Below are 20430 nucleotides of genomic sequence, written 5' to 3' on the forward strand. Positions count from 1 at the left end.
CGTCTCGATTATTCCGCCGACAGCCTTACCATCTGCCGGCCGCCGTTCATTTCCTTGAGGCTGTTGACGAAGTTCTCCGGGCGCTGCCAGCGATAGGGGACCTTCAAGCCCATGAACTCGGCGATGTCGCCGATGAAGCCGGTGCAGTTGGTGGTCTCGGCGTTCCAGACCGGCGAGCTCGCCTGCAATTTCTTGATGTAGGCGAACACGCGCTTGGCGTCGGCCTCGTTCAGATAGACGCGATAGCTCGCCGTCAGATATTCCGGATCGAGATCGCCGTAGCTCGCGCCGGTTTCCGACGGCACCCAGGTGAGGTGGCCGAGCACGTAGGCAAGGGTGTCGCCGGCGGGCGTCAGGCCCGCGACCTCGACGGCGCGCTCGCTGGTCTTGCCGTACCAGACGAAGGCGTGGCCCCAGCTCGCGGCCGTGCGCGCGCGGAAGTCGACGTAGTAGGGGCCTTTCTCTGCACGCGCGACGGGGCGCCGCGACTGCGGCGCCGGTCGTGATGCGGTCTCGGTCGTGGCAAGCGCATTGGCATCGGCCATGCGCTTGTTCGCTTCGTGGGCCGAGGCCGAAGGCGTCGTGCATGCGAGCATCGCCGCAAGCGCGAATCCCGCAAGGATGCAGGATCCCGATCGATCAGGTTTGTTCGTCACGCTGTGCCCCTCGACTGTCGGCCGATTGCGCAGATGCTGCGCGTATGTCGCTACGCGTCAGTAGCGCGCCGCGACCGGGCCGGGCGCCTTGCCGATCGGGGCCTTGCCAACCGGGCTCTTGCCAATCGGCATTTTGCCGATCGGCGCCTGCTCTGCCGGATAGACTGGCACGGGCTGGCGGCGCGGCAAATCCGCAGCGTTCGCAGCCGTCACCAGAGCAAGCGTCGCACCCAGAACAAATACAATCTTCTTCACAGTCATACCCCTGAAGGTTTGGTCCAAACACGGCAGTGCCGTGCCCCCAGACACGCCTCACAGAAGGGCGGCCGAATGCGTCCAAGTTGCGGCGCACGCGGGACATGTTGGCGGCATATGTCGGGCGCGCGGAGATGTGATGCGTGTCGAATTGTTTCGCAGTGTGACGGCAGGGGTTCGCGGCGGACGGGCTACGATCCGACAAACTCACCCGATCCGGTTCAGGCTGTTGCGGATCGTCGAGAAGATGCCGCCGATGTCCTTGCGCAAGGCATCGAGCGCGTTGAAATTGTCGAAGATGCGGGTGAGGCGGTCTTCGACCTCGCGCTTGCTTTTTGTCAGCGCATCGACGCGCGAGGCGAGAGGGACGCCGCCGTTCGCCTCGATCTCGCCGACGGTCCTGGCGAGGAGATCGCGAGTGGTGCTGACCTCGGCGATCAGGGCCTCGATGCCGAACACCGGAGCCTTCAGCGGGACGAGATCGGCCTGCGACTTCGACAGCTCCGTCTTGAAGGCGTTCAGCGTGGCCAGCGTCTCCTGCAACGCGCCGAGGCGCTGGCGCGACTGGATGACGAAATCGTTCAGCGCGTTCTGGCGGTTCGCGAGGGTCTTGCCATCGGCGTCGGTTTCGACGTCCGCGAGCGCGCGTTCGAGCTGGGCCTGGCGCTGGCCGAGCTCCTCGAAGTCGAGCCGGATCGCTTTCAGGATGTTGAAACTGTCGTCGATGCGGGCCAGGCGCTGCTCGATCTCGATCTTGTTCCTCGACAGCGTCTCGACGCGGGTGCCGAGCGGCGCTTCCCCGCCGGTCTCGAGCTCGTCGATGCCCTTGGTGAGACGCTCATGGCTGAGGCCGAGCTCGCCGATCAGCGCGTTGATGCCGGCGTCCGTTGATCGCAGCGGCACCAGTTCGGCGTGGGATTTCGCCAGATCTTCCTTGTACTGGTTCAGGGTCGCAAACGTGTCCTGGACCGTGTTCACCCGTGTCAGCAGCGTCGAGACGTCGCGCGCGATCTCCTTCAGGCGATCGGCGAGGCTGTTCTTGCGGTCGTCGGTCTCGAGGTCGAGCAGCGAGCGTTCGAGCTGGTTCTGGCGGTCGCGGATCTCGGTGAAGACGGGCTCGACCGCGCGGCGCTGATCGGCGACCTTGCCGACCATCTCGCGCAGCGCCTGCTGGCGGCGGCGGATCTCGGCGAGCTGGTCGTGCATGTCGGTGGATTCGTTGCGCCCCTGCTGGAGCAGAGCGCGCTGCTCGGTCTCGCCCAGCTTGTCGTGGAGGGCGGAGACAGCTTCCCTGGGGTCGCTCTCGATCAGGTGCTGGACGGTGGCGTCGAGGTGGTTTTGCAGGGCGTGGGCGACGACGACGTCTTCCCGGGTCTTCTTCAGCCGGTCGCGCAGCGTGTCCAGGCGCCGGTCCTGGCGCGAGAGCCGCCAGACGGTTGCGCCGATCAGCGCCAGCGCCACGGCCAGGATCGCGCCGGTCGCGATGCGTTGCGGCATGGCAAGACCCGCAAACAGGGCGGGCAGGTGGGTGACGTCGTAACCAAACGCCTGCTGGGCGAGAAACGCGATGGCAGCGAGCAGGACGAACCAGGCAACCAGGAAAAACAGCCACATCGTGACTTCCTCACGCCGGCACACAATGTCGCCATAGTTGCTATTGGAGAGGCGAACCGAGATCAAGGGGCGGGCGGGGTGCCGGACCTGTCAGCTAGCGCGATCCACAGCCGTCGGCGTCAGCCGATCGGTGGAGGGGATGCGGGAGGTGCCGGGTTTTCCCGAGGTTTGGGCATGCGGTCGTTCCGCAAACTCGTCATGCCCGGGCTTGTCCCGCCTGCGCGGCCGAAGCCGCTTCGGCGAGGCGAAGGCCCGGGCATCCACGTCCTTGCATCGGCGCGAGAAGAACGTGGATGGCCGGGACAAGCCCGGCCATGACGGCGAGAGGGGTGAGCGCCCTACAGCCGAAATTCGTTGGTCAGCTCGCCGATGCCGTCGATCGCGACGGTCACGATGTTGACCGGCTCCTTCATCACGCCGACCCCGACCGAGGTGCCGACGGCGATGAGGTCGCCGGGGAGCAGGGTCATGTCGTGGGAGATTTTGGAAACCAGCTCCTGCGCGGTGAAGATCATGTCCGCGATCGGATAGTTCTGCCGCTCGGCGCCGTTGAGAATGGTGCGGACGATGAGCTTGGCCGGATCGAGGCCGGTCGCAATCACCGGGCCGAACGGGCCGTAATCGTCGATGCCCTTGGCGCGGGCCCATTGCGGGAAGGTGGGGTCGCTGGTCAGGATGTCGTTGGCGGTGATGTCGTTGACGCAGGTATAGCCGAAGATGAAGCTGTCGGCTTCGACCGGCGAGACGCGGGCGCAGGTCCTGCCGATGACGATGCCGAGCTCGCCCTCATAGGTGGTCTTGCCGTCGTAATAAGACGGACGGCGGATCACTGCGCCCGGTGCCGCAATGCTGGTGGTGGCCTTCAGCAGGTAGAGCGGCGCCGGTGGCTCGGGCTGGTTCAGCTTGGCGGCGAGCGCGTGAAAATTGTTCCAGAGCGCGACGATCTTGCCGGGCTCGCAGGGCGCGAGCAGCTCGACCTCCGAAAGCGCAAGCGTCCTGCCGGTGACGGCATGGCGGCCGAACATCTCGCCCTCGTGTACGCTGATGCCGGATGAGCTCAGCGTGCCGAAGCCGGTCGCGCCGGCATGGCGGAAGCGCAGCCACTGTTTCATCTCGCCCGCCATCACGCCACTGCCAGTGCGCGCGGATCGGCTGGCGCCGAGACGCCGTCATAGAGGCCGGCGATGCGGGCGCGCTGGGTCACCATCGCCAGCACCGAGTCGAGCGCAGGCGTTGCAATCCCGGTGAGGCGGCCCATCTCCTGCACCACCGTGACGAGCGGGTCGATCTCCATCGGGCGGCCGCGCTCGAGGTCCTGGAGCATCGAGGTCTTGTGCGCGCCGACCTTGCGGGCGCCCTCGATGCGGCGCTCGACATCGACGCGGAATTTGACGCCGAAAGTTTCGGCGATGGCCTGCGTCTCCACCATGATCGCGCGCGACAGCGCGCGGGTGGCCGGATCAGTGCAGATCACGTCGAGCGTCGCATGGGTGAGCGCGCTGATCGGGTTGAAGCAGACATTGCCCCACAGCTTCAGCCAGATCTCGTCGCGGATGCGCTCGAGCACCGGCGCCTTCAGGCCGGCCGCGACGAACAGGTCGGCGAGGCGCTGCACGTCACCAGTGATCGCGCCGGAGGGCTCGCCGAGCGGGAAATTGTTGCCGTACACGTGGCGGATCACGCCGGGCGCCTCGATCTCGGTGGCGGGATAGACGATGCAGCCGATGGCGCGCTCGGCGCCGATCTCGCGCCATTGCCGCCCGCCGGGGTCGATGCTCTCCAGCGTCGAATTCTCGTAATTGCCGCCGTGCTTGTAGAAGTACCAATAGGGGATGCCGTTGACGGCGGTGACGATGCGGGTATGCGGGCCCAACAGCGGCTGCATCTTCTCGATCACGCCGGTGATCGAATGCGCCTTCAGCGTGATGATGATGTAGTCCTGCACGCCGAGCTCGGCGGGATCGTCCGTGCAGCGCGGGTGTACGGTGTGCTTCTCCTCGCCCGCGAGCAGCGTCAGGCCACGCTCGCGCATCGCGGCCAGATGCGCGCCGCGTGCGACCAGGCTGACGTCGGCGCCAGCGCGCGCCAGCTGAACCCCGAGATACCCGCCGATTGCGCCGGCGCCGTAGATGCAGATCTTCATGAAATCCTCGCGGGTGACCGGAATTTTGGGACGAAAGATCCGGTCCGGCTCGGAAGGATCCGAGCCGGGGCCGGTCGTCGCAGGGGAAGGGTCGTGGCGCTTTAAGCTGCTGCTTGCGGCGCGCCGTTGATTGCTTCGTCCACGGCAGCGGCGATGTCGCGCATGCTGATGACGGAGACGAGGCTGTAGTCGTCGATCACAGGCAGGTGGCGGATGTGATTGCGGTTCATCAGATGCCGGACATGCTCGATCGTGTCCGTCGAGGTGCAGGAGATGAGCTGCTGCACCGAGACGAGCTGGGAGACCTTGACGTTGATGCCGCCCGCCCCGTGCTCCGCGATGGCGCGCACCACGTCACGCTCGGTGAACATGCCGACCGCGGTGTTGCCCTCGGAGCGGACCACGTCCTTGACCACGAGCGCGCTGATGTTGTTGGCGCGCATCAGCTTGGCGGCGATACCCACCGTTTCGTTCATTCGCACCGTGACAACGCGCGACGTCTTCTTGCGCAGAATGTCTCCGACCAGCATTGCAACCTCCCTGGGTGAAATGACGGGTGAATTGTGGTATACATAATGCCAATCGTCAAGCGTTGGATTTGGCTGATCCGAAAAATCTTGCGACAGGGATGCTGACGTTTGCCCCCCGTGCCAAAACGAAGAAGGGGCGCATCACTGCGCCCCTTCTTGAACTGTTCAAGGTGTGTAGCGGCCTACGCCGTCTCGGTCTTGGCGTTCGCCGTGGTCGTGCCGGCGCTCTCGGCTTCCTTGCCGAGGATGAAGGAGCGGCGCAGCGGCTTGATCACGAACAGCGCCATCAGCGCGGCCGTCGCGTTCAGCGCCACCGCCACCACGAACACGGCCTTCCAGCCATACGCCGCCGAGATCACGCTGGCGAGTGGGACGAGCAGCGAGGCGGTGCCTTTCGCGGTGTAGAGCATGCCGTTGTTGGTGGTCGCGAACTTCGAGCCGAAGGTGTCGCCGCAGGTTGCGGGGAATAGCGAGTAGATCTCGCCGAACACGCCGAAATAAACCGCGGTCGCGAGCACGAAGACGACGGGCATGTGGCCATAGGCCGACAGCGTGAGCAGCATCAGTGCCGCGGTGCCGAAGGCGATGAACATGGTGTGCTCGCGGCCGATCGTGTCGGAGACCCAGCCGAAGAACGGACGTCCGAAGCCGTCGAAGATGCGGTCGAGCGAGATCGCGAAGGTCAGCGCCGCCATCTGGAAGCCGGCGAGCGTCACCGGCGTGTCGGCGATCCTGAAGTCGTGCGCGATCGGGCCGATCTGGGCTGCGGTCATCAGGCCGCCGGAGGCGACCATGACGAAGACGAGATACATCACCCAGAAAATAGGGGTGCGCAGCACTTGCGGCGGCGTGAAGTCGATCTTGGTCTGCGGCAGGTTAAGCTGCTTCTTCTTCGGCGGGATCGAGATCCGCGGCGGCTGGATGAAGAAGGCGAGCGCGAACACGATCAGGCCCTGGCCGATGCCGAAGGTGAAGAACGCGTGCTGATAGCCGCTCGCTGCGATCATGGTCGCGATCGGCACCACGGTGAGCGCGGCGCCTGCGCCGAAGCCCGCGGCGGTCGCGCCGGCGGCAAGGCCGCGGCGGTCGGGAAACCATTTCAGCGCGTTGCCGACGCAGGTGCCGTAGACGGCGCCCGCGCCCATGCCGCCGACGATCGCGGCCGCATAGAGCAGCGTGAGCGAGTCGGCATAGGAGTTGAGCACCCAGGACAGCGCGATCATCACGCCGCCGAACATGATGACGATGCGCGGGCCGTATTTGTCGACGAACCAGGCCTCGACCGGCACCAGCCAGGTCTCGGTGACGACGAAGATGGTGAAAGCGAGCTGGATCGCGGCGCGGCCCCAATGATGGGCCGCATCGATCGGATCGACGAACAGCGTCCAGCCATATTGCAGGTTGGCGATCATCGCCATGCAGACGATGCCTATGCCGAGCTGGAGCCAACGGAAACCGGTGCGAAGAGGCGCGGCCGTGACGGCGCCGTCCGTGCTGGAAATCATCAAGAACCTCCCAACGCGCTTTTCTGGTCGACACCATTTGCCAAGATGACGTGATGTCGCAAATATTGTGGCTTATCGTCGCAAGCGCGGCGAGGAGCTTGGTATACCATATTCCAGAATGCAAGCCCAATCTTGGCTCGCGCGTCACAAAATCGGCAGTTCCGTTTGTGCGACGGCAGCGCGAAACCTTGCGCAAAACGAAAACGCCCGGCCGTGAGGCCGGGCGTCGTCGTTTGAACGAGCAGTAAGTGAAGCGCGTCAGGCGACAGTCGATTTCGCGACCACGACCTTGCGCCAGGGTTTCAGCACCGCGATCGCCAGGGCCGAGGCCAGGATGTTGGCGCCGGCTGCGATGATGAACACGCTGTCCCAGGTGCCCGACGATTGCTGCATGTAATTGGCGATCGGAACCAGCAGCGCGGCCGTGCCCTTTGCGGTGTAGAGCAGGCCCGCATTGGTGGTCGCGAACTTGGCGCCGAACGTGTCGGTGCAGGTCGAGGGGAACAGCGAGTAGATCTCACCCCAGGCGAAGAACACGAAGCCCGAGAGCAGCACGAACCAGATCGGATCGTGGCCCCAGAGGTAGAGCATCCAGATGCCAAAACCCTCCATGCCGAAGGCGATGAACATCGTGTTCTCGCGGCCGATCATGTCGGAGATCCAGCCGAAGAACGGGCGCGTCAGGCCGTTGAGCACGCGGTCGATCGTGGCTGCGAAGGTCACCGCGGTCATCGTCACCGCCATCAGCGTGACCGGCACGTTGTCGACCTTCCAGTCGGCCGCGATCGGCTTCAGGTTGGCCGTCACCATCAGGCCGCCGGCGCCGACGATCACGAACATGAAGTACATCAGCCAGAAGATCGGCTGGCGCAGCACCTCGGTCGGCTGATAGTTGCGGCGGGTCTGCAGCAGATTGGCATTCGCCACCATGTTCGGCACCTGGCCCGGCTTCGGCGACAGCAGGAAGAAGGCGAGGATGCAGATGATGATGCCTTGTCCGAGGCCGAAATAGAGGAAGGTGGTCTGGAAGCCACTGTCCTTGATCATGGCCTGGATCGGCGCGACGGTGAGCGCGGAGCCTGCACCGAAGCCCGCGGCGGTGATGCCCGCAGCAAGGCCGCGCTTGTCAGGGAACCATTTGAGCGCGTTGCCGACGCAGGTGCCGTAGACGCCGCCGGCGCCGATGCCTGCGACGATCATGCCGAGATAGTAGCCGTTGAGCGTGGTGGCCTGCGCGTTGATCGCCCAGCCGATGGCGCAGAGCACGCCGCCGACCAGCACGACGATGCGCGGGCCGTATTTGTCCACGAACCATCCTTCGATCGGCACCAGCCAGGTCTCGAACAGGACGAAGAGAGTAAAGGCCCATTGGATCGACGCGCGATCCCAGCCGAACTTCTTCTGGATGTCCGGGACGAAGAACGTCCAGCCGTATTGATAGTTGGCGATCATCACCATCGCCGCTACACCGATCGCCAATTGCGCCCAGCGATACGTGTCGCTAACGCGCGCGGTTGTAGGAGCCGTTGCCTGCACCATGTCCGTCATAAAGCCTCCCGTGGCGCCTCTAATTTTTCTGCGAGCGCTGGAGGGGCATTCTTGTATTCATTATGCCAAGGTTCAAGCGCTGGTCCGGTCACCGTGCGCAAATGCCGCAGGGGCCTTTGACCGGCCGCGGCAGTGACTCAAGGGACAGCACAAGTAGAAATGGCCCCGTCCTGCGGGGCCATTCATCAAAAGTAGCATGTGGACGGTTTTGAAACCGGCGTGCTACCGCGGCAGCGCGAAAGCGCCGGCTTACAGGCCGAAGCGCGGCAGGTCGCCGTTGTGATTGGAGATCTCGGCGCTGGCCATCAGGAAGCGATCGACCGCGGCCAGGAAACGCGCGAACAGGGTGGAGGAGGGGGCGAGAGCGACGGAAGCAGTCTTGGACATCGGAAGATCCTTTCTTGAGACGGTCAGCAGTGCTGTCTCATTTCGAAAGGCAATCTACGTATACCAGATGCCAGTGTCCATGCATGCCATTGCATAGCAGCATGTGCGCTGCCGCATTGCAGCATAATCGTCCGTTAAAGCGGCCGCTTCGGGCTTAAAACGTCCCCGGCGACGTCCTGAAAGGGCGGATCCGGTGTCAGAAAGCCGGAAATCGCGTTGCGCGGGTGACCTCCTTTGCCCGGATCGGCAACGCTTTCGGCGAGCCCCGACCGCGCTGCAGCATCTGCGGTCTTGGCAGGGCAAGTCAAAGCCGCTAGTGGTCTGCCCCCTTCCAATCATCTGTCAGAGTGGTTCATGTCGAGCGCCTCGCCCGCCGTCTCGATCGGCATCGATTTTGGGACCAGCAACACGGTCGTCGCGATCGCGGCGGACGATCGCCGGGTGGAGGCCATCCGCTTCGACCACGGCGGACAGCGCCACAGCGTCTATGTGTCAGCCTTGTGCTTCTGGGAGGACCGCCCGGGCGCCGGCGCCCAGGCCGAAGGCGGCCCGTGGGCGATCGAGACGTTCCTCGAAGGACGCCACGTCTACCGCTTCCTGCAATCGTTCAAGACTTTTGCGGCGAGCAGCAGCTTCAACACCACGCAGGTGTTCCGGCAGCGCTTCAAGTTCGAGGACATCCTGGCGGCATTCCTGCGGACGCTGGCGCGCCATGGCGGCGACAGGTTCGGCTTCGAGACGTCGACGATCACGGTCGGCCGCCCCGTGCGCTTCGCCGGCGGCAATCCCGACGAGGCGCTGGCGATGCAGCGCTACCGGGCCGCGTTCGAGCGCCTCGGCGCCGGCCATGCGCGCTATGTCTACGAGCCCGTGGGCGCGGCGTTCTCCTTCGCCCGGCGCCTGGAGCGCGATGCCACCGTGCTGGTTGCGGATTTCGGCGGCGGCACCAGCGACTTCTCGGTGATGCGCTTTTCGCGCACGGGCGGTGCCTTGCGCGCCGAGCCGCTTGGCCACGCCGGCATCGGCATTGCCGGCGACACGTTCGACTACCGCATCGTCGACCACGTCGTCTCGCCGCGGCTCGGCAAAGGCTCCAGCTTCCGCTCGTTCGACAAGGTGCTGCCGGTCCCCAGCGGCCACTACACCAACCTCGCGCGCTGGCACCAGCTCGCGATGATGAAGAGCAACGGCGATCTGCGCGAGCTGCGGGAGCTCGCACGCACCGCGCTGAAGCCGGAACTGCTCGAGGATTTCATCACGATCGTCGATCTCGACCTCGGCTTCTCGCTGTATCGCGCGGTGTCCGACGCCAAGGTCGCGCTGTCGGGCCACGACGAGGTGGACTTCCGCTTCAAGGGCGGCGGCGTCGATATCGGTTCGACCATCACGCGGAAGAATTTTGAATCCTGGATTGCCGACGATATCGCCCGGCTGGGTGCCACCGTCGACAAGGTGCTGGGCGAAGCCGGCATCACCGCGCGCGAGGTGGAGAAGGTGTTCCTGACCGGCGGCACCTCGTTCGTGCCCGCCGTCCGAAAGCTGTTCGCCGAACGGTTCGGCAACGAGCGGCTGATGTCAGGCGACCAGTTCGAGTCGATCGCCTACGGCCTCGCACTGATCGGCCACAGCCCCGACCCGGATCGCTGGACCGCCAGCGGCGGACTTGCGCCGAAGGCGGGCGCGTAGGGCGCGGAGGCGACCGGGCTCGATTGCTCGCCCCGCTTGCGGACGCCGCTATCGCATTGGAAGACCGTTTCTGCGGCCGTCCTTCGAGACGCCCGCCTTTGGCGGGCCCTCAGGATGAGGGCGGAGTGCGTGGCCGCAGTTTCAACGGGCGTCGATGCCGTTTAGCCTCATCCTGAGGAGACCGCGAAGCGGTCGTCTCGAAGGACGAGGCGCTCGCTCCGCTTTGGCCCTATTGATTGATCTCGGGCTCGACGAGCCTTGCGAGGTTTCGCAGCGATTCCTGCCAGCCGAGGTAACAGGCTTCCGGCGGGATGACGTCGGGGATGCCGGCCTGCGTGATGTCGACCTCGGTGCCGACCGAGACCTTCTTCAGCGTCACGGTCACCTGAATTTCGCCGGGCAGATTGGGATCGTCGAACTTGTCGGTGTATCGGAGACGTTCTCCGGGCACGAGCTCGAGATATTCGCCGCCGAAGGCGTGGCTGTTCCCCGTCGTGAAGTTCCGGAACGACATCTTGAACGTGCCGCCGACCTTGGGCTCCAGATGATGCACGGTGCAGGTAAAGCCGTTGGGCGGAAGCCATTTCGCCAGCGCGTCCGCTTCGAGGAAGGCGCGATAGACCTTCTCCGGACTGGTCGAGAGAACGCGGTGCAGGCGGACAGTGCTGGGCATCTTGGTCATCCCTCATGAATTGATGGACCCGATATTAGCGTCTACGGCCCATTCATGTCCCGAGGACGACCGAGGCGTTGCCGATCCGACAGGGCGTCTCGATTTTTTTTTGGAGGTTTGTCTGGCCGCGTTGCTAGACGGCTGCGACATCCTGCGGCGTCATGGTGAACGCCAGTCGGTAGCGGCCGATTGTCGGATTGTCCCGCGCGCCCGCGGCGTGAAGCCCTGACGGCGAGAGCTGGTTGGCGACAACGTCTTCGACCGCATCGGGGTCGTAGCCGGACAGCAGTGCGATCCAGTCGGCGACGCTGTCCTCGCCGCGGATCTGCTGTTCGGTCGTGGGCGAGCTCGTCCTGGGCGTGTCGGTCAGGAGCAGATGGGCACCTGTCAGTCCCGGCCTATGCGCAAATGCGCCGAGCGTCTCCGAAAGGTTCGCCTGCAATTCTGCTTCGCGTCCCACGGCTGCCGAAAGCCTGATGGTCGCGAGGGAGGTCGCAACGCCGCCGCCAAAGCTCGCCGTCACCCGGCACTGGCTGCGGATCATGCCGAGATGATGCGGCATCATCTTTGTCGACCATGGCGTCGGCGCGTTGAGGCGGTCGAGATATCCCTTCGAGGTGAGGATGCCGTACTGCTCCAGCTCATACAGCACGAAGAAGCCCTCGGCGTTCTCGGTGCTGGTCCAGCGCGATCCGCGCCGGAAGCCGGGAATGCTCAGGCGTTCCGGGAAATGCTCGTGCGAGTGCCAGTCGCCGAATTCCTCACGTTGCTCGGGGCTGATATTCCACCACATCGCGACGGCGGCCGTGCCGAGCAGGGACATGCTGACCTCGTGTCTGGCTTGCGGGCGGACGGCGAGCCCGGGAGAGCACGAGTGTTTCAAGATCAACGGTGTGCGGCAAGGCCAAGTTGTCGGGGCCTTCCTCGCCCCGAGCTCGCGGCAGCGATCCCGTGTATCTGCATCGACGTGCCGGCGGGGTTCGACCGGCTCGCCTTTCACCGCGAGTTCAACGCGGCCGTGGTGAAGTATTTTTGCGAGCAGCTTGGGAGTGGCGATCGCTTGAGGGCTCAGTCAAGATCGAGGCTACCTGAGGCGCGGTCGCCTCGGCGGATTGATCACGCCGCTCTGTCCGACCAAATAAGCCTGATATCGTTTCGTCACGTCGGTGCTCTCAGACCCGGAGAGCTGAGCCATGCATCGATCCGGACGGCTGTTTCATCCTGCCGAACCCTTCGCAGCAAGATCTCGCGGCGCCGCCCGGGCGGAAGTGAGCGGGCCTCGTCACGCAGGCGTCTGACTTCGTCCGCCAGCCGGTGCCCGAGCGTTTGAATCTGCTTGATACGACGCCGTTCCATGGCGCGACTCCTTGTTGGAGAAGGCGGGAGCGCAAGCGGCGTTCTCATCACCGATAGATGCCAAGAGCCGGGCGGCGACGAGACAATGTACCCAGGAATCCGCGGCGCGTATGTCCACAACGACACGTCGTCGAACTGGAATCGCTGGTGGTCGGCATTCGAGCGCATGGTTGTCGTGTCGGACACCTGGAGGTGCCACGTCTCGCGCGACACCTGAGGCCTCGAATGCGGGTGTTCCGCTGCCGCCGGCGCGCAATTAAATCCGGCCCGAGCCTTGTAACCGACCATGATGGGGTATACGTTATCGGCATTCGTTCAGCCGCTGTGCCTTGTTGAATGCGCCCGCGGGCTCCTTTTTCCAGAGACATCGACGAATTGAATCGATTCTGCGTGAGCGTCACGCGGGCTACGCGCATGCGCGCTTTGGAGAAGAAGAATGCCGACAGGTACAGTGAAGTGGTTTAACGGCCAGAAGGGCTTTGGATTCATTCAGCCCGACGACGGCGGCAACGACGTGTTCGTTCATGTCAGCGCGGTCGAGCGGGCCGGTCTTGCGGGTCTCGCCGAGGGCCAAAAGGTCAACTTCGAAGCCAAGACCGACAAGATGCGGGGCAAGGTCAGCGCTGAGAATCTCTCGCTGGCTTAAGCTCTCCAGTGCCGTTTCACGGATGTACTGAAACGGCCGTGCGACCCGCTCGATCCCTGGATTGAGCGGGTTTTGTCCGTTGCTGAACAGGGTGGAAGATGAGCGCCAGGAAATCGGCTGAACCTTCGCCCGCAGGTATCGCGCGTTCTAACCGCCAGCGTCTGGCGGCTGAAGAGGGCGCGCGGGCGATGGCGGATGCCGAAAAGCAGTCTGCCGAACTCCGCAAGAACATGGCACGGCTACGCGAGTTGCGGGAAGCCAAGGAAGCGGCCGACGCGGATCTCCGCGCATCGTTGCCGGCGCCGACGCCGAAGAAGCGCGCGCGGAAATCGCCGCGCTAGCCAGGTTCGATAGCGCCGACGATCACTCCAGGAGGGCCGGTCACATGCCAAAGAGTGCGGGTCGTGCCTAGGATCAAGCCGGATAGCGATAGCGGCGGCACAATCACCTTTTTTCTCGCGCTTGGCGCAGGTCGACAGATGTGCCGGCTCGCCACCACGTTTCAGACGCAGAAGCAGGCCTTCAGCTATCTTCAGAAATACCGGACGGAGTTCGAGCGTATCGCGCGGATACGGTTGGCGTCCGGCGAGCTCGAAGACGGGATCGTCGTGCTCTCGATGCTCTAGGCCAAGGGCTGGCGTCGATCTTGAGGCATGAGGCTCGGATATCCTCGCCGCAAAACGCGACCTCATCCTGAGGGCCCGCCCTTGGCGGGCGTCTCGAAGGATGGGCCGGAGGCAAGCTGCAAGCCTCGTTGTTCTCAATATGCGATCGCCTGTTATTCGGAACGACCATCCGGCTTGGCCTCGCGGGCCAATCGCTCCGCCTTCAGCCGCTCACGGTTCTCGTTGAAGGAGTGCTGGTCCTTCGCATAGTCGTTCATCGGCTTTTGCGTTTTGGCAGGCTTGAACGCCTTGTTGGCTTCACGCTTGGCGCGATCTGAGGTTTGATCTTTCAACATGTCGTCCTCGTTTGATCAACGGGCGTGGTCCGGCGAGTGCTGGACGCGACGCCTCCCGCTCGCAAGCTGAGATGGATCGACTTGTCACCCTCGGGACGAGAAGGCGGACAATCTTCAGCGTTGGGCAGATATTCTGCGAGGCGCTTGGTCACTCGCTGTGGAAGCGGCACACTCGCATGTCGAGAGCGCACCGGCGGAAGAACAACGGCCGGCCACCGTATCGGTTCCATCGGGACCCGTCTTTAATTTGGCGTCGGCTGGTTCATCGCGTGCGCCACCACGGCAATTCCAGCCGTTTATGGATGGTTGTCGCTCAAGACGATTTCCCCTTGATAGGCAGTGACGGAAACCGAAATTCCGTATCCGCCCAATTCTGCAACAAGCGCGCGATCGAGAGTTATCGACTTTGACAGCGGCCCATTCATCACGATGCCGATATCCAGGTTTCATCGTTTCGACGTCTTCAGGGTGCTGAAGCGCATATGCGAGCGCCGCTTTATTCTGGTCGATGAACTGCCGGACATGCAGCGATAGCTCGGATCTGTTCGACGCGTCGGCGACCTCATAGAACAGCAGGTCACGCCCGTCCTTCGAAATATCCTTGCGATAGAATGGCGCGGCGAAGTGTTTGGCGATGCCATTCTCCAGCGCGTTTCCTTCGATTTGCAGGACACAGAGCATGCAGGCTTCTGACCGCTCCTCAATCCTTGAATACAGCTTCGTGCCAAAACATCCGCTCGCTAGCAAACCAACCTTCGTTATGCTGCGTGCGAAGCCTCCGCAACCACTTCGTGTCGAGGCCGTGCCTGGTCAACAGCCCGATCAGTTCTCGAAGACTGGAATCGTCGACAGGATCTGTCAATGCGACCTTCAGGACCGCTGGACTACCGGAAAAATCCTGCACGGCGTCGATGGATTTCAGCCAGTGGAAGAAGTGTCGGCCATAGTTGGGCCGCCCTTCATGTTGCTAAGGGTGCCTTCGAAACATTGATCGACTCGCAGACAACGGCCATGGTGCCGCCATATGATGTGAGCACTTGAACCAGAAATGCCGTTGGTTTTCGTTTCACGATTTCAGCCGCCGCAGGCCTTTGATCTGAACGGCCAGCTCGTCCGGAGAGCAAGACGTGCCATGCACCATCGTTCGTATTCCATTGCGCCTCTGGCACGGCGTCGATGGGCCAAGCGAAGAGATCGGAAATGATCGCTCCCTCCCATAGCTGCAGCGCGACGGTATCAAGGTCGCACAATTCGACCACGGTGATGGATCCATCGACGGTCGCAATCCTCATGCGAATATAACGCTTCTTGTGCCACCCAGGCCCGTTGCCATAGTTCCCGTCGCCTCAGCCGCAGGTGTAAAGTCAGAGGGCCGGCTCATATCAGAGTATGGTGATCTTGGCTTTCATTGCGCCATCTGGCGGCGAGCACACGATGGAGGGCCCGAAACGCGGGAATGGCTGTTGCAAGACGTTGCCGAAAACCCAGCTTGCTAAGTCGCCATACCTGAAACTCCGAAGGCCAATGTCCATTCTGTGCTGCCGCGCTATAGTATCCGATTGCACTTGCCCGGCCGCTTTTCCCTCCCACTTTCTTCAGCGAGTACGACCCCATAAGGTAAAGGGACGGCCCAAATCCAGCGGCGCAATCCGCTCGAATATCGTCAACCAAAGAATTATCGCCTTCCGCATACTTTATCTTCGCAATGTTAAACCGCGCCAGTAACGGCTGCGTTTCCTCCAACTGCCGAAATAGCGCGATTGCCGTGCCAACGTCTTTGGTGACTACCTCCCCCCTGTAATACTCCCAAGCCAATAAATACAGAGCATCGGTATCACCGCGATCCGCCCTTTGGCGGTATTCTTCAATCTTGTTTTCTCTGACCATGCAATTCACCCCATGTAAAGGCAAGGGGATGCGATCGATGACCCGATCGCGTCCGAAGGAATCCTTCACAACCATCGTACCAGAATCAATCATCGACTAATGGGTGGACTGGGTGGAGGTGCTGGCGGCTCTGGAGGTGTAGGACCTTTACCTCCCCCCGGAGGTTTAGTCAGTTGGGGCGGATAGGCAGTGACCGAAATCGAGATTCCGTATCTGCCCAATTCTGCAACAAGCGCGCGATCGAGAGTTATCGACTTGGACAGCGGTCCATTCATCACGATGCCGATATCCAGGTTCGTCGTTTCGACGTCTTCAAGGCGCTGAAGCGCATACGCGCTTCGTGCCAAAACATCCGCTCGCAAGCAAACCAACCTTCGTTATGCTGCGTGCGAAGCCTCCGCAACCACTTCGTGTCGGGGCCGGGGCCATACCTGGTCAACAGCCCGATCAGTTCTCGAAGACTGGAGTCGTCGACAAGATCTGTCAATGCGACTTCCAGGCCTGTTGGACTACCGGCAAAATCCTCCACGGCGCCGATGGATTTCCGCCAGTGGAAGAAGTGTCGGCGATAGTTAGGCCGCCCTTCACGTTGCTAAGATTCCTTCGAAACATTGATCGACTCGCAGACAACGGCCATGGTGCCGCCGTATGATGTGAGCACTTGAACCAGAAACGCCGTTGGTTTTCGTTTCACGATTTCAGCAGCCGCAGACCTTCGATCTGAACGGCCAGCTCGTCCGGAGAGCAAGACGTGCCATGCACCATCGTTCGTATTCCATTGCGCCTCTGGCACGGCGTCGATGGGCCACGCGAAGAGATCGGAAATGATCGCTCCCTCCCATAGCTGCAGCGCGACGGTATCAAGGTCACACAATTCGACCACGGTGATGGATCCATCGACGGTCGCAATCCTCATACGAATATAACGCTTCTTGACCCATTCAAGTGCTTCCAAACTCCCATCGTGATAGCTAAAGCCTCTCATCTGGCCTGTGCTGTCGATCGTCCAATCGATCTTCATGGTGCCTCGCATATATTTTTAATCATGGCGGCGGGACGTTCGGTCCCCTGAGGATCGGCGGATCTCCGGGTTCCGGCGATCGAGACTTTCCGCGATCCTCATCGCTTGGTCTGCCGCCGCCAGGAGGACGGCCCCAATCGTGGCAATGATCTTCACTCCCAATGCCTTTTTCATTGGGGTGGGCGTCTCCCGATCTGTTTGCGGATATCCGTCCAAATGCGCGGTCGCGTCGGAATGCTCTTCATCAGGGAGATCGCAGGCGTCTTGCGAGTTGGGCCAGTATGGATTGATACCCGTGTTTTGCCCGACGCGTCAACAGGAAATTCGAAAAATACGAAATTGATTTTGAGGCCAAGGGGTTGGCTACTGTGCATGGGGTTGTTTTTAAGTTTTTAGTTTGAGCCCGCACCCCAGCGGCATTCTCATGCAAAAAGGGCCGCCTCGATGGGCGGCCCTTTCGTGTCCACTGGTGGTAGTGCCGCTTACTCAGCGGCCTGCTTCTGCGGCGGGTCGAGCGCGCCGGACTTGTGGATCTCGGCGACCTGGTGGTCCGAGAAGCCGAGCACGGAGCGCAGGATCTCGTCGGTATGCTCGCCGAGCAGCGGGGAGCGCTCCACGTCGCTCGGAGAGTCCGACAGCTTGATCGGGTTGCCGACCGAGATGTACTTGCCGCGGGTGGGGTGGTCGACCTCGACCACGGTGCCGGTCGCGCGCAGCGACTGGTCCTCGGCGATCTCCTTCATCGACAGGATCGGGCCGCAGGGGATGTCGTCCTTGTTGAGGATCTCCATCGCCTCGAACTTGGTCTTGGTCATCGTCCACTGCTCGATGCGGGCGAAGATCTCGTTCAGGCGCGGCAGGCGCGCGGCCGGCTTGGCGTAGTTCGGATCGGTCTTCCAGGAGGGCTCGCCGATCACGTCGCAGATCTTCTCCCAGACCGGAGCCTGGGTGATGAAGTAGATGTAGGCGTTCGGATCGGTCTCGAAACCCTTGCACTTCAGGATGCGGCCGGGCTGGCCGCCGCCGGAATCGTTGCCGGCGCGCGGCACGGCATCGCCGAACGGAATGCCTTCGCCGAACTGGCTGTACTCCTTGAGCGGACCGCGCTCGAGGCGCTGCTGGTCGCGCAGCTTGACGCGGGCGAGGTTGAGCACGCCGTCCTGCATCGCAGCCGTGACGCGCTGGCCCTTGCCCGAATGCGTGCGCTGATAGAGCGCGGTGACGATGCCGAGCGCCAGATGCAGGCCGGTGCCGCTGTCGCCGATCTGCGCGCCGGTGACGAGCGGCAGGCCGTCACGGAAGCCGGTGGTGGAGGCGGCGCCACCGGTGCACTGCGCGACGTTCTCGTAGACCTTGCAGTCTTCGTAGGGGCCGGGGCCAAAGCCCTTGATCGAGGCGACGATCATCTTCGGGTTGATCGCCTGGATCTTCTCCCAGGGGAAGCCCATGCGGTCGAGCACGCCGGGGCCGAAGTTCTCCACCAGCACGTCGCACTTCTTGATCAACTCGGTGAGGACTTCCTTGCCCTTGGGGTTCTTGGTGTCGAGCGTGATCGAGCGCTTGTTGTGGTTCAGCATGGTGAAATACAGGCTGTCCACGTTCGGGATGTCCTGCAACTGGCCGCGGGTAATGTCACCCACGCCCGGGCGTTCAACCTTGATCACGTCGGCACCGAACCAGGCGAGCAGCTGCGTGCAGGTCGGTCCTGATTGAACGTGGGTGAAGTCGAGAATGCGAACGCCCGTGAGCGCTTTGGTCATCGTGTTGCTCCGTATACTCTGTCTGCCCCTGCACCCGGCAGGGAATAAAGGGTTGAAGGGGAGGACTTACTTTTTCTTCTGCAGAACGCTCTGCGGATTGAGATTGCCGATGCGGCCGCTCTCCGAGCCTGCGGCCGGATCGATCACCGCGTTGATGAGCGTCGGCTTGCCCGAGGCCATCGCCTCGTTGACGGCGCGCTTGAGCTCGTCGGGCGAGCTGGCATTCACGCCGACGCCGCCGAAGGCTTCCATCATCTTGTCGTAGCGCGCGCCCTTGACGAACACGGTCGTCGCGGGATCGGCGTTGACACTGTTGACGTCGGTGCCGCGATAGATGCCGTCATTGTTGAAGATGACGACGCAGATCGGAAGGTTGTAGCGGCAGATGGTCTCGACCTCCATGCCGGAGAAGCCGAACGCGCTGTCGCCTTCCACCGCGAGCACGGGATGGCCGGTCTCGAGGGCTGCGGCAATCGCCTGGCCCATGCCGATGCCCATCACACCCCAGGTGCCGACGTCGAGACGCTTGCGCGGACGATACATGTCGATGACGCCGCGGGCGAGGTCGAGCGTGTTGGCACCTTCGTTGACGAGGATCGCCTCGGGATGATCCTTGATGACGTTCTTCAGCACGCCGAGCGCGCCGTGATAGTCCATCGGCGACTTGTTGTTCATCAGCTTCGGCGCCATCTTCGCGACGTTCTCGTCGCGCTTGGACACGATGGCCTTTGTCCATTCGGCCGGCGGCGCAGTCCAGCCCGTGCCGATCGCCTGGTTGAAGGCCGAGACGACCGAGCCGATGTCGCCGACGACGGGCGCGACGATCTCGACGTTGGAGTCCATTTCCCTGGGCTCGATGTCGACCTGGATGAACTTCTTGGGCGCTTCGCCCCAGCTCTTGCCCTTGCCGTGCGAGAGCAGCCAGTTCAGCCGCGCGCCGATCAGCATGACGACGTCGGACTCTTTCAGCACCGTCGAGCGGGCCGCGCCGGCGCATTGCGGATGGGTGTCGGGGAGCAGGCCCTTCGCCATGCTCATCGGCAGGAACGGCACGCCGCTCTTCTCGACGAACGTCTTGATTTCTTCATCGGCCTGCGCGTAGGCCGCGCCCTTGCCGAGGATGATGAGCGGGCGCTTTGCGCTCTTGAGCACGTCGAGCGCGCGCTTGACGGAAGCAGGCGAGGGGAGCTGCGCGGGCGCTGCATCAATCACCTTGACCAGCGACTTCTGGCCGGCCTCGGCGTTCATCACCTGGCCGAACAGCTTTGCCGGCAGGTCGAGATAGACGCCGCCTGGACGGCCCGAGACCGCGGCGCGGATGGCGCGGGCAAAACCGATGCCGATGTCCTGGGCGTGCAGCACGCGATAGGCCGCCTTGCACAGCGGCTTGGCGATCGCGAGCTGGTCCATCTCCTCGTAGTCGCCCTGCTGGAGGTCGACGATCTCGCGCTCGGAGGAGCCCGAGACCAGGATCATCGGGTAGCAGTTGGTGGTGGCGTGCGCGAGCGCGGTGAGGCCGTTGAGGAAGCCGGGCGCCGAGACCGTGAGGCAGACGCCGGGCTTCTTGGTGAGGTAGCCGGCGATGCCTGCGGCGTAACCGGCGTTCTGCTCGTGGCGGAAGGAGATCACGCGAATGCCGGCGGCCTGCGCCATGCGGCCCAAATCCGTGATCGGGATGCCCGGCACATTATAGATGGTGTTGATGCCGTTCAGCTTGAGCGCGTCGATGACGAGATGGAAGCCATCCGTCAATTCCTGCTCGGTGCCCGGTGCCTCGGACTTGGTCGCGGTGTTCAGCATGG

The 20430-nt window shown here is 63.0% G+C and carries 22 protein-coding genes; 4 read left to right on the plus strand and 18 right to left on the minus strand.

Annotated elements, in window-relative coordinates; all coding sequences use genetic code 11:
- Positions 1–8: 8 nt before the first annotated feature.
- The 9 genes from AC1RUR_RS05565 to AC1RUR_RS05605 form a co-directional block, all read right to left on the minus strand.
- Positions 9–656: a hypothetical protein gene (locus AC1RUR_RS05565; protein ID WP_492842090.1), complete on the minus strand. Its 648-nt coding sequence runs from the start codon at positions 654–656 to the stop codon at positions 9–11.
- A 57-nt stretch (positions 657–713) separates the two neighbouring features.
- Positions 714–917, minus strand: coding sequence for a hypothetical protein (locus tag AC1RUR_RS05570; RefSeq protein WP_018647766.1), 204 nt, complete (start codon positions 915–917; stop codon positions 714–716).
- Between the two features lie 201 nt (positions 918–1118).
- A complete protein-coding gene (locus AC1RUR_RS05575) occupies positions 1119–2525 on the minus strand; it encodes a hypothetical protein (protein ID WP_492842091.1) in 1407 nt (468 codons plus the stop codon).
- A gap of 338 nt (positions 2526–2863) precedes the next feature.
- Positions 2864–3637, minus strand: a complete 774-nt coding sequence (locus tag AC1RUR_RS05580; protein ID WP_492842092.1) for a fumarylacetoacetate hydrolase family protein — start codon at positions 3635–3637, stop codon at positions 2864–2866.
- Between the two features lie 11 nt (positions 3638–3648).
- Positions 3649–4668, minus strand: coding sequence for a 2-dehydropantoate 2-reductase (locus AC1RUR_RS05585; protein ID WP_492842093.1), 1020 nt, complete (start codon positions 4666–4668; stop codon positions 3649–3651).
- 101 nt (positions 4669–4769) lie between these two features.
- On the minus strand, positions 4770–5198 hold the full coding sequence (locus AC1RUR_RS05590) for a CBS domain-containing protein (protein ID WP_492842094.1): 429 nt from the start codon (positions 5196–5198) through the stop codon (positions 4770–4772).
- A 182-nt stretch (positions 5199–5380) separates the two neighbouring features.
- Positions 5381–6703 (minus strand): oxalate/formate MFS antiporter, encoded by a 1323-nt coding sequence (oxlT, locus tag AC1RUR_RS05595; protein WP_492842095.1) that lies wholly within the window; start codon positions 6701–6703, stop codon positions 5381–5383.
- A gap of 258 nt (positions 6704–6961) precedes the next feature.
- Entirely contained in the window at positions 6962–8251 is a 1290-nt protein-coding gene (oxlT, locus tag AC1RUR_RS05600; protein ID WP_492842096.1) for an oxalate/formate MFS antiporter, read from the minus strand.
- A gap of 249 nt (positions 8252–8500) precedes the next feature.
- Positions 8501–8638 carry a hypothetical protein gene (locus AC1RUR_RS05605; RefSeq protein WP_492842097.1) on the minus strand — a complete coding sequence of 46 codons (138 nt, stop codon included), beginning with the start codon at positions 8636–8638 and terminating at the stop codon, positions 8501–8503.
- A 354-nt stretch (positions 8639–8992) separates the two neighbouring features.
- On the opposite strand from AC1RUR_RS05605, the gene AC1RUR_RS05610 reads away from it, so the two are divergent.
- Complete coding sequence (locus AC1RUR_RS05610; protein ID WP_492842098.1) at positions 8993–10324, plus strand: Hsp70 family protein; 1332 nt, start codon at positions 8993–8995, stop codon at positions 10322–10324.
- 229 nt (positions 10325–10553) lie between these two features.
- Here AC1RUR_RS05610 and AC1RUR_RS05615 read toward each other — a convergent pair whose 3' ends face one another.
- Together AC1RUR_RS05615 and AC1RUR_RS05620 are read right to left on the minus strand one after the other, a co-directional pair.
- Complete coding sequence (locus AC1RUR_RS05615; RefSeq protein WP_092188903.1) at positions 10554–10997, minus strand: SRPBCC family protein; 444 nt, start codon at positions 10995–10997, stop codon at positions 10554–10556.
- Between the two features lie 133 nt (positions 10998–11130).
- Positions 11131–11820, minus strand: coding sequence for a hypothetical protein (locus tag AC1RUR_RS05620; protein ID WP_492842099.1), 690 nt, complete (start codon positions 11818–11820; stop codon positions 11131–11133).
- Positions 11821–12789: 969 nt separating this feature from the next.
- Here AC1RUR_RS05620 and AC1RUR_RS05625 point away from each other — a divergent pair.
- The 3 genes from AC1RUR_RS05625 (at position 12790) to AC1RUR_RS05635 (ending at position 13625) form a co-directional block, all read left to right on the plus strand.
- Positions 12790–12999: a cold-shock protein gene (locus AC1RUR_RS05625; RefSeq protein ID WP_097663012.1), complete on the plus strand. Its 210-nt coding sequence runs from the start codon at positions 12790–12792 to the stop codon at positions 12997–12999.
- Between the two features lie 98 nt (positions 13000–13097).
- On the plus strand, positions 13098–13340 hold the full coding sequence (locus AC1RUR_RS05630) for a transcriptional regulator (protein WP_492842100.1): 243 nt from the start codon (positions 13098–13100) through the stop codon (positions 13338–13340).
- 54 nt (positions 13341–13394) lie between these two features.
- On the plus strand, positions 13395–13625 hold the full coding sequence (locus AC1RUR_RS05635) for a hypothetical protein (RefSeq protein WP_492842101.1): 231 nt from the start codon (positions 13395–13397) through the stop codon (positions 13623–13625).
- 152 nt (positions 13626–13777) lie between these two features.
- Here AC1RUR_RS05635 and AC1RUR_RS05640 read toward each other — a convergent pair whose 3' ends face one another.
- The 7 genes from AC1RUR_RS05640 to oxc form a co-directional block, all read right to left on the minus strand.
- On the minus strand, positions 13778–13960 hold the full coding sequence (locus AC1RUR_RS05640; RefSeq protein ID WP_492842102.1) for a hypothetical protein: 183 nt from the start codon (positions 13958–13960) through the stop codon (positions 13778–13780).
- 114 nt (positions 13961–14074) lie between these two features.
- Positions 14075–14641 (minus strand): hypothetical protein, encoded by a 567-nt coding sequence (locus AC1RUR_RS05645; protein ID WP_492842103.1) that lies wholly within the window; start codon positions 14639–14641, stop codon positions 14075–14077.
- A gap of 278 nt (positions 14642–14919) precedes the next feature.
- Entirely contained in the window at positions 14920–15252 is a 333-nt protein-coding gene (locus AC1RUR_RS05650; RefSeq protein ID WP_492842104.1) for a hypothetical protein, read from the minus strand.
- 85 nt (positions 15253–15337) lie between these two features.
- Complete coding sequence (locus AC1RUR_RS05655; protein WP_492842105.1) at positions 15338–15940, minus strand: SEL1-like repeat protein; 603 nt, start codon at positions 15938–15940, stop codon at positions 15338–15340.
- 499 nt (positions 15941–16439) lie between these two features.
- A complete protein-coding gene (locus tag AC1RUR_RS05660; RefSeq protein WP_492842106.1) occupies positions 16440–16868 on the minus strand; it encodes a hypothetical protein in 429 nt (142 codons plus the stop codon).
- Positions 16869–17350: 482 nt separating this feature from the next.
- Positions 17351–18628, minus strand: a complete 1278-nt coding sequence (gene frc, locus AC1RUR_RS05665; RefSeq protein WP_492842107.1) for a formyl-CoA transferase — start codon at positions 18626–18628, stop codon at positions 17351–17353.
- 66 nt (positions 18629–18694) lie between these two features.
- On the minus strand, positions 18695–20428 hold the full coding sequence (gene oxc / locus AC1RUR_RS05670) for an oxalyl-CoA decarboxylase (protein ID WP_492842108.1): 1734 nt from the start codon (positions 20426–20428) through the stop codon (positions 18695–18697).
- Positions 20429–20430: the final 2 nt, after the last annotated feature.

The organism is Bradyrhizobium sp. GW821-FHT12B03, from assembly GCF_058807535.1.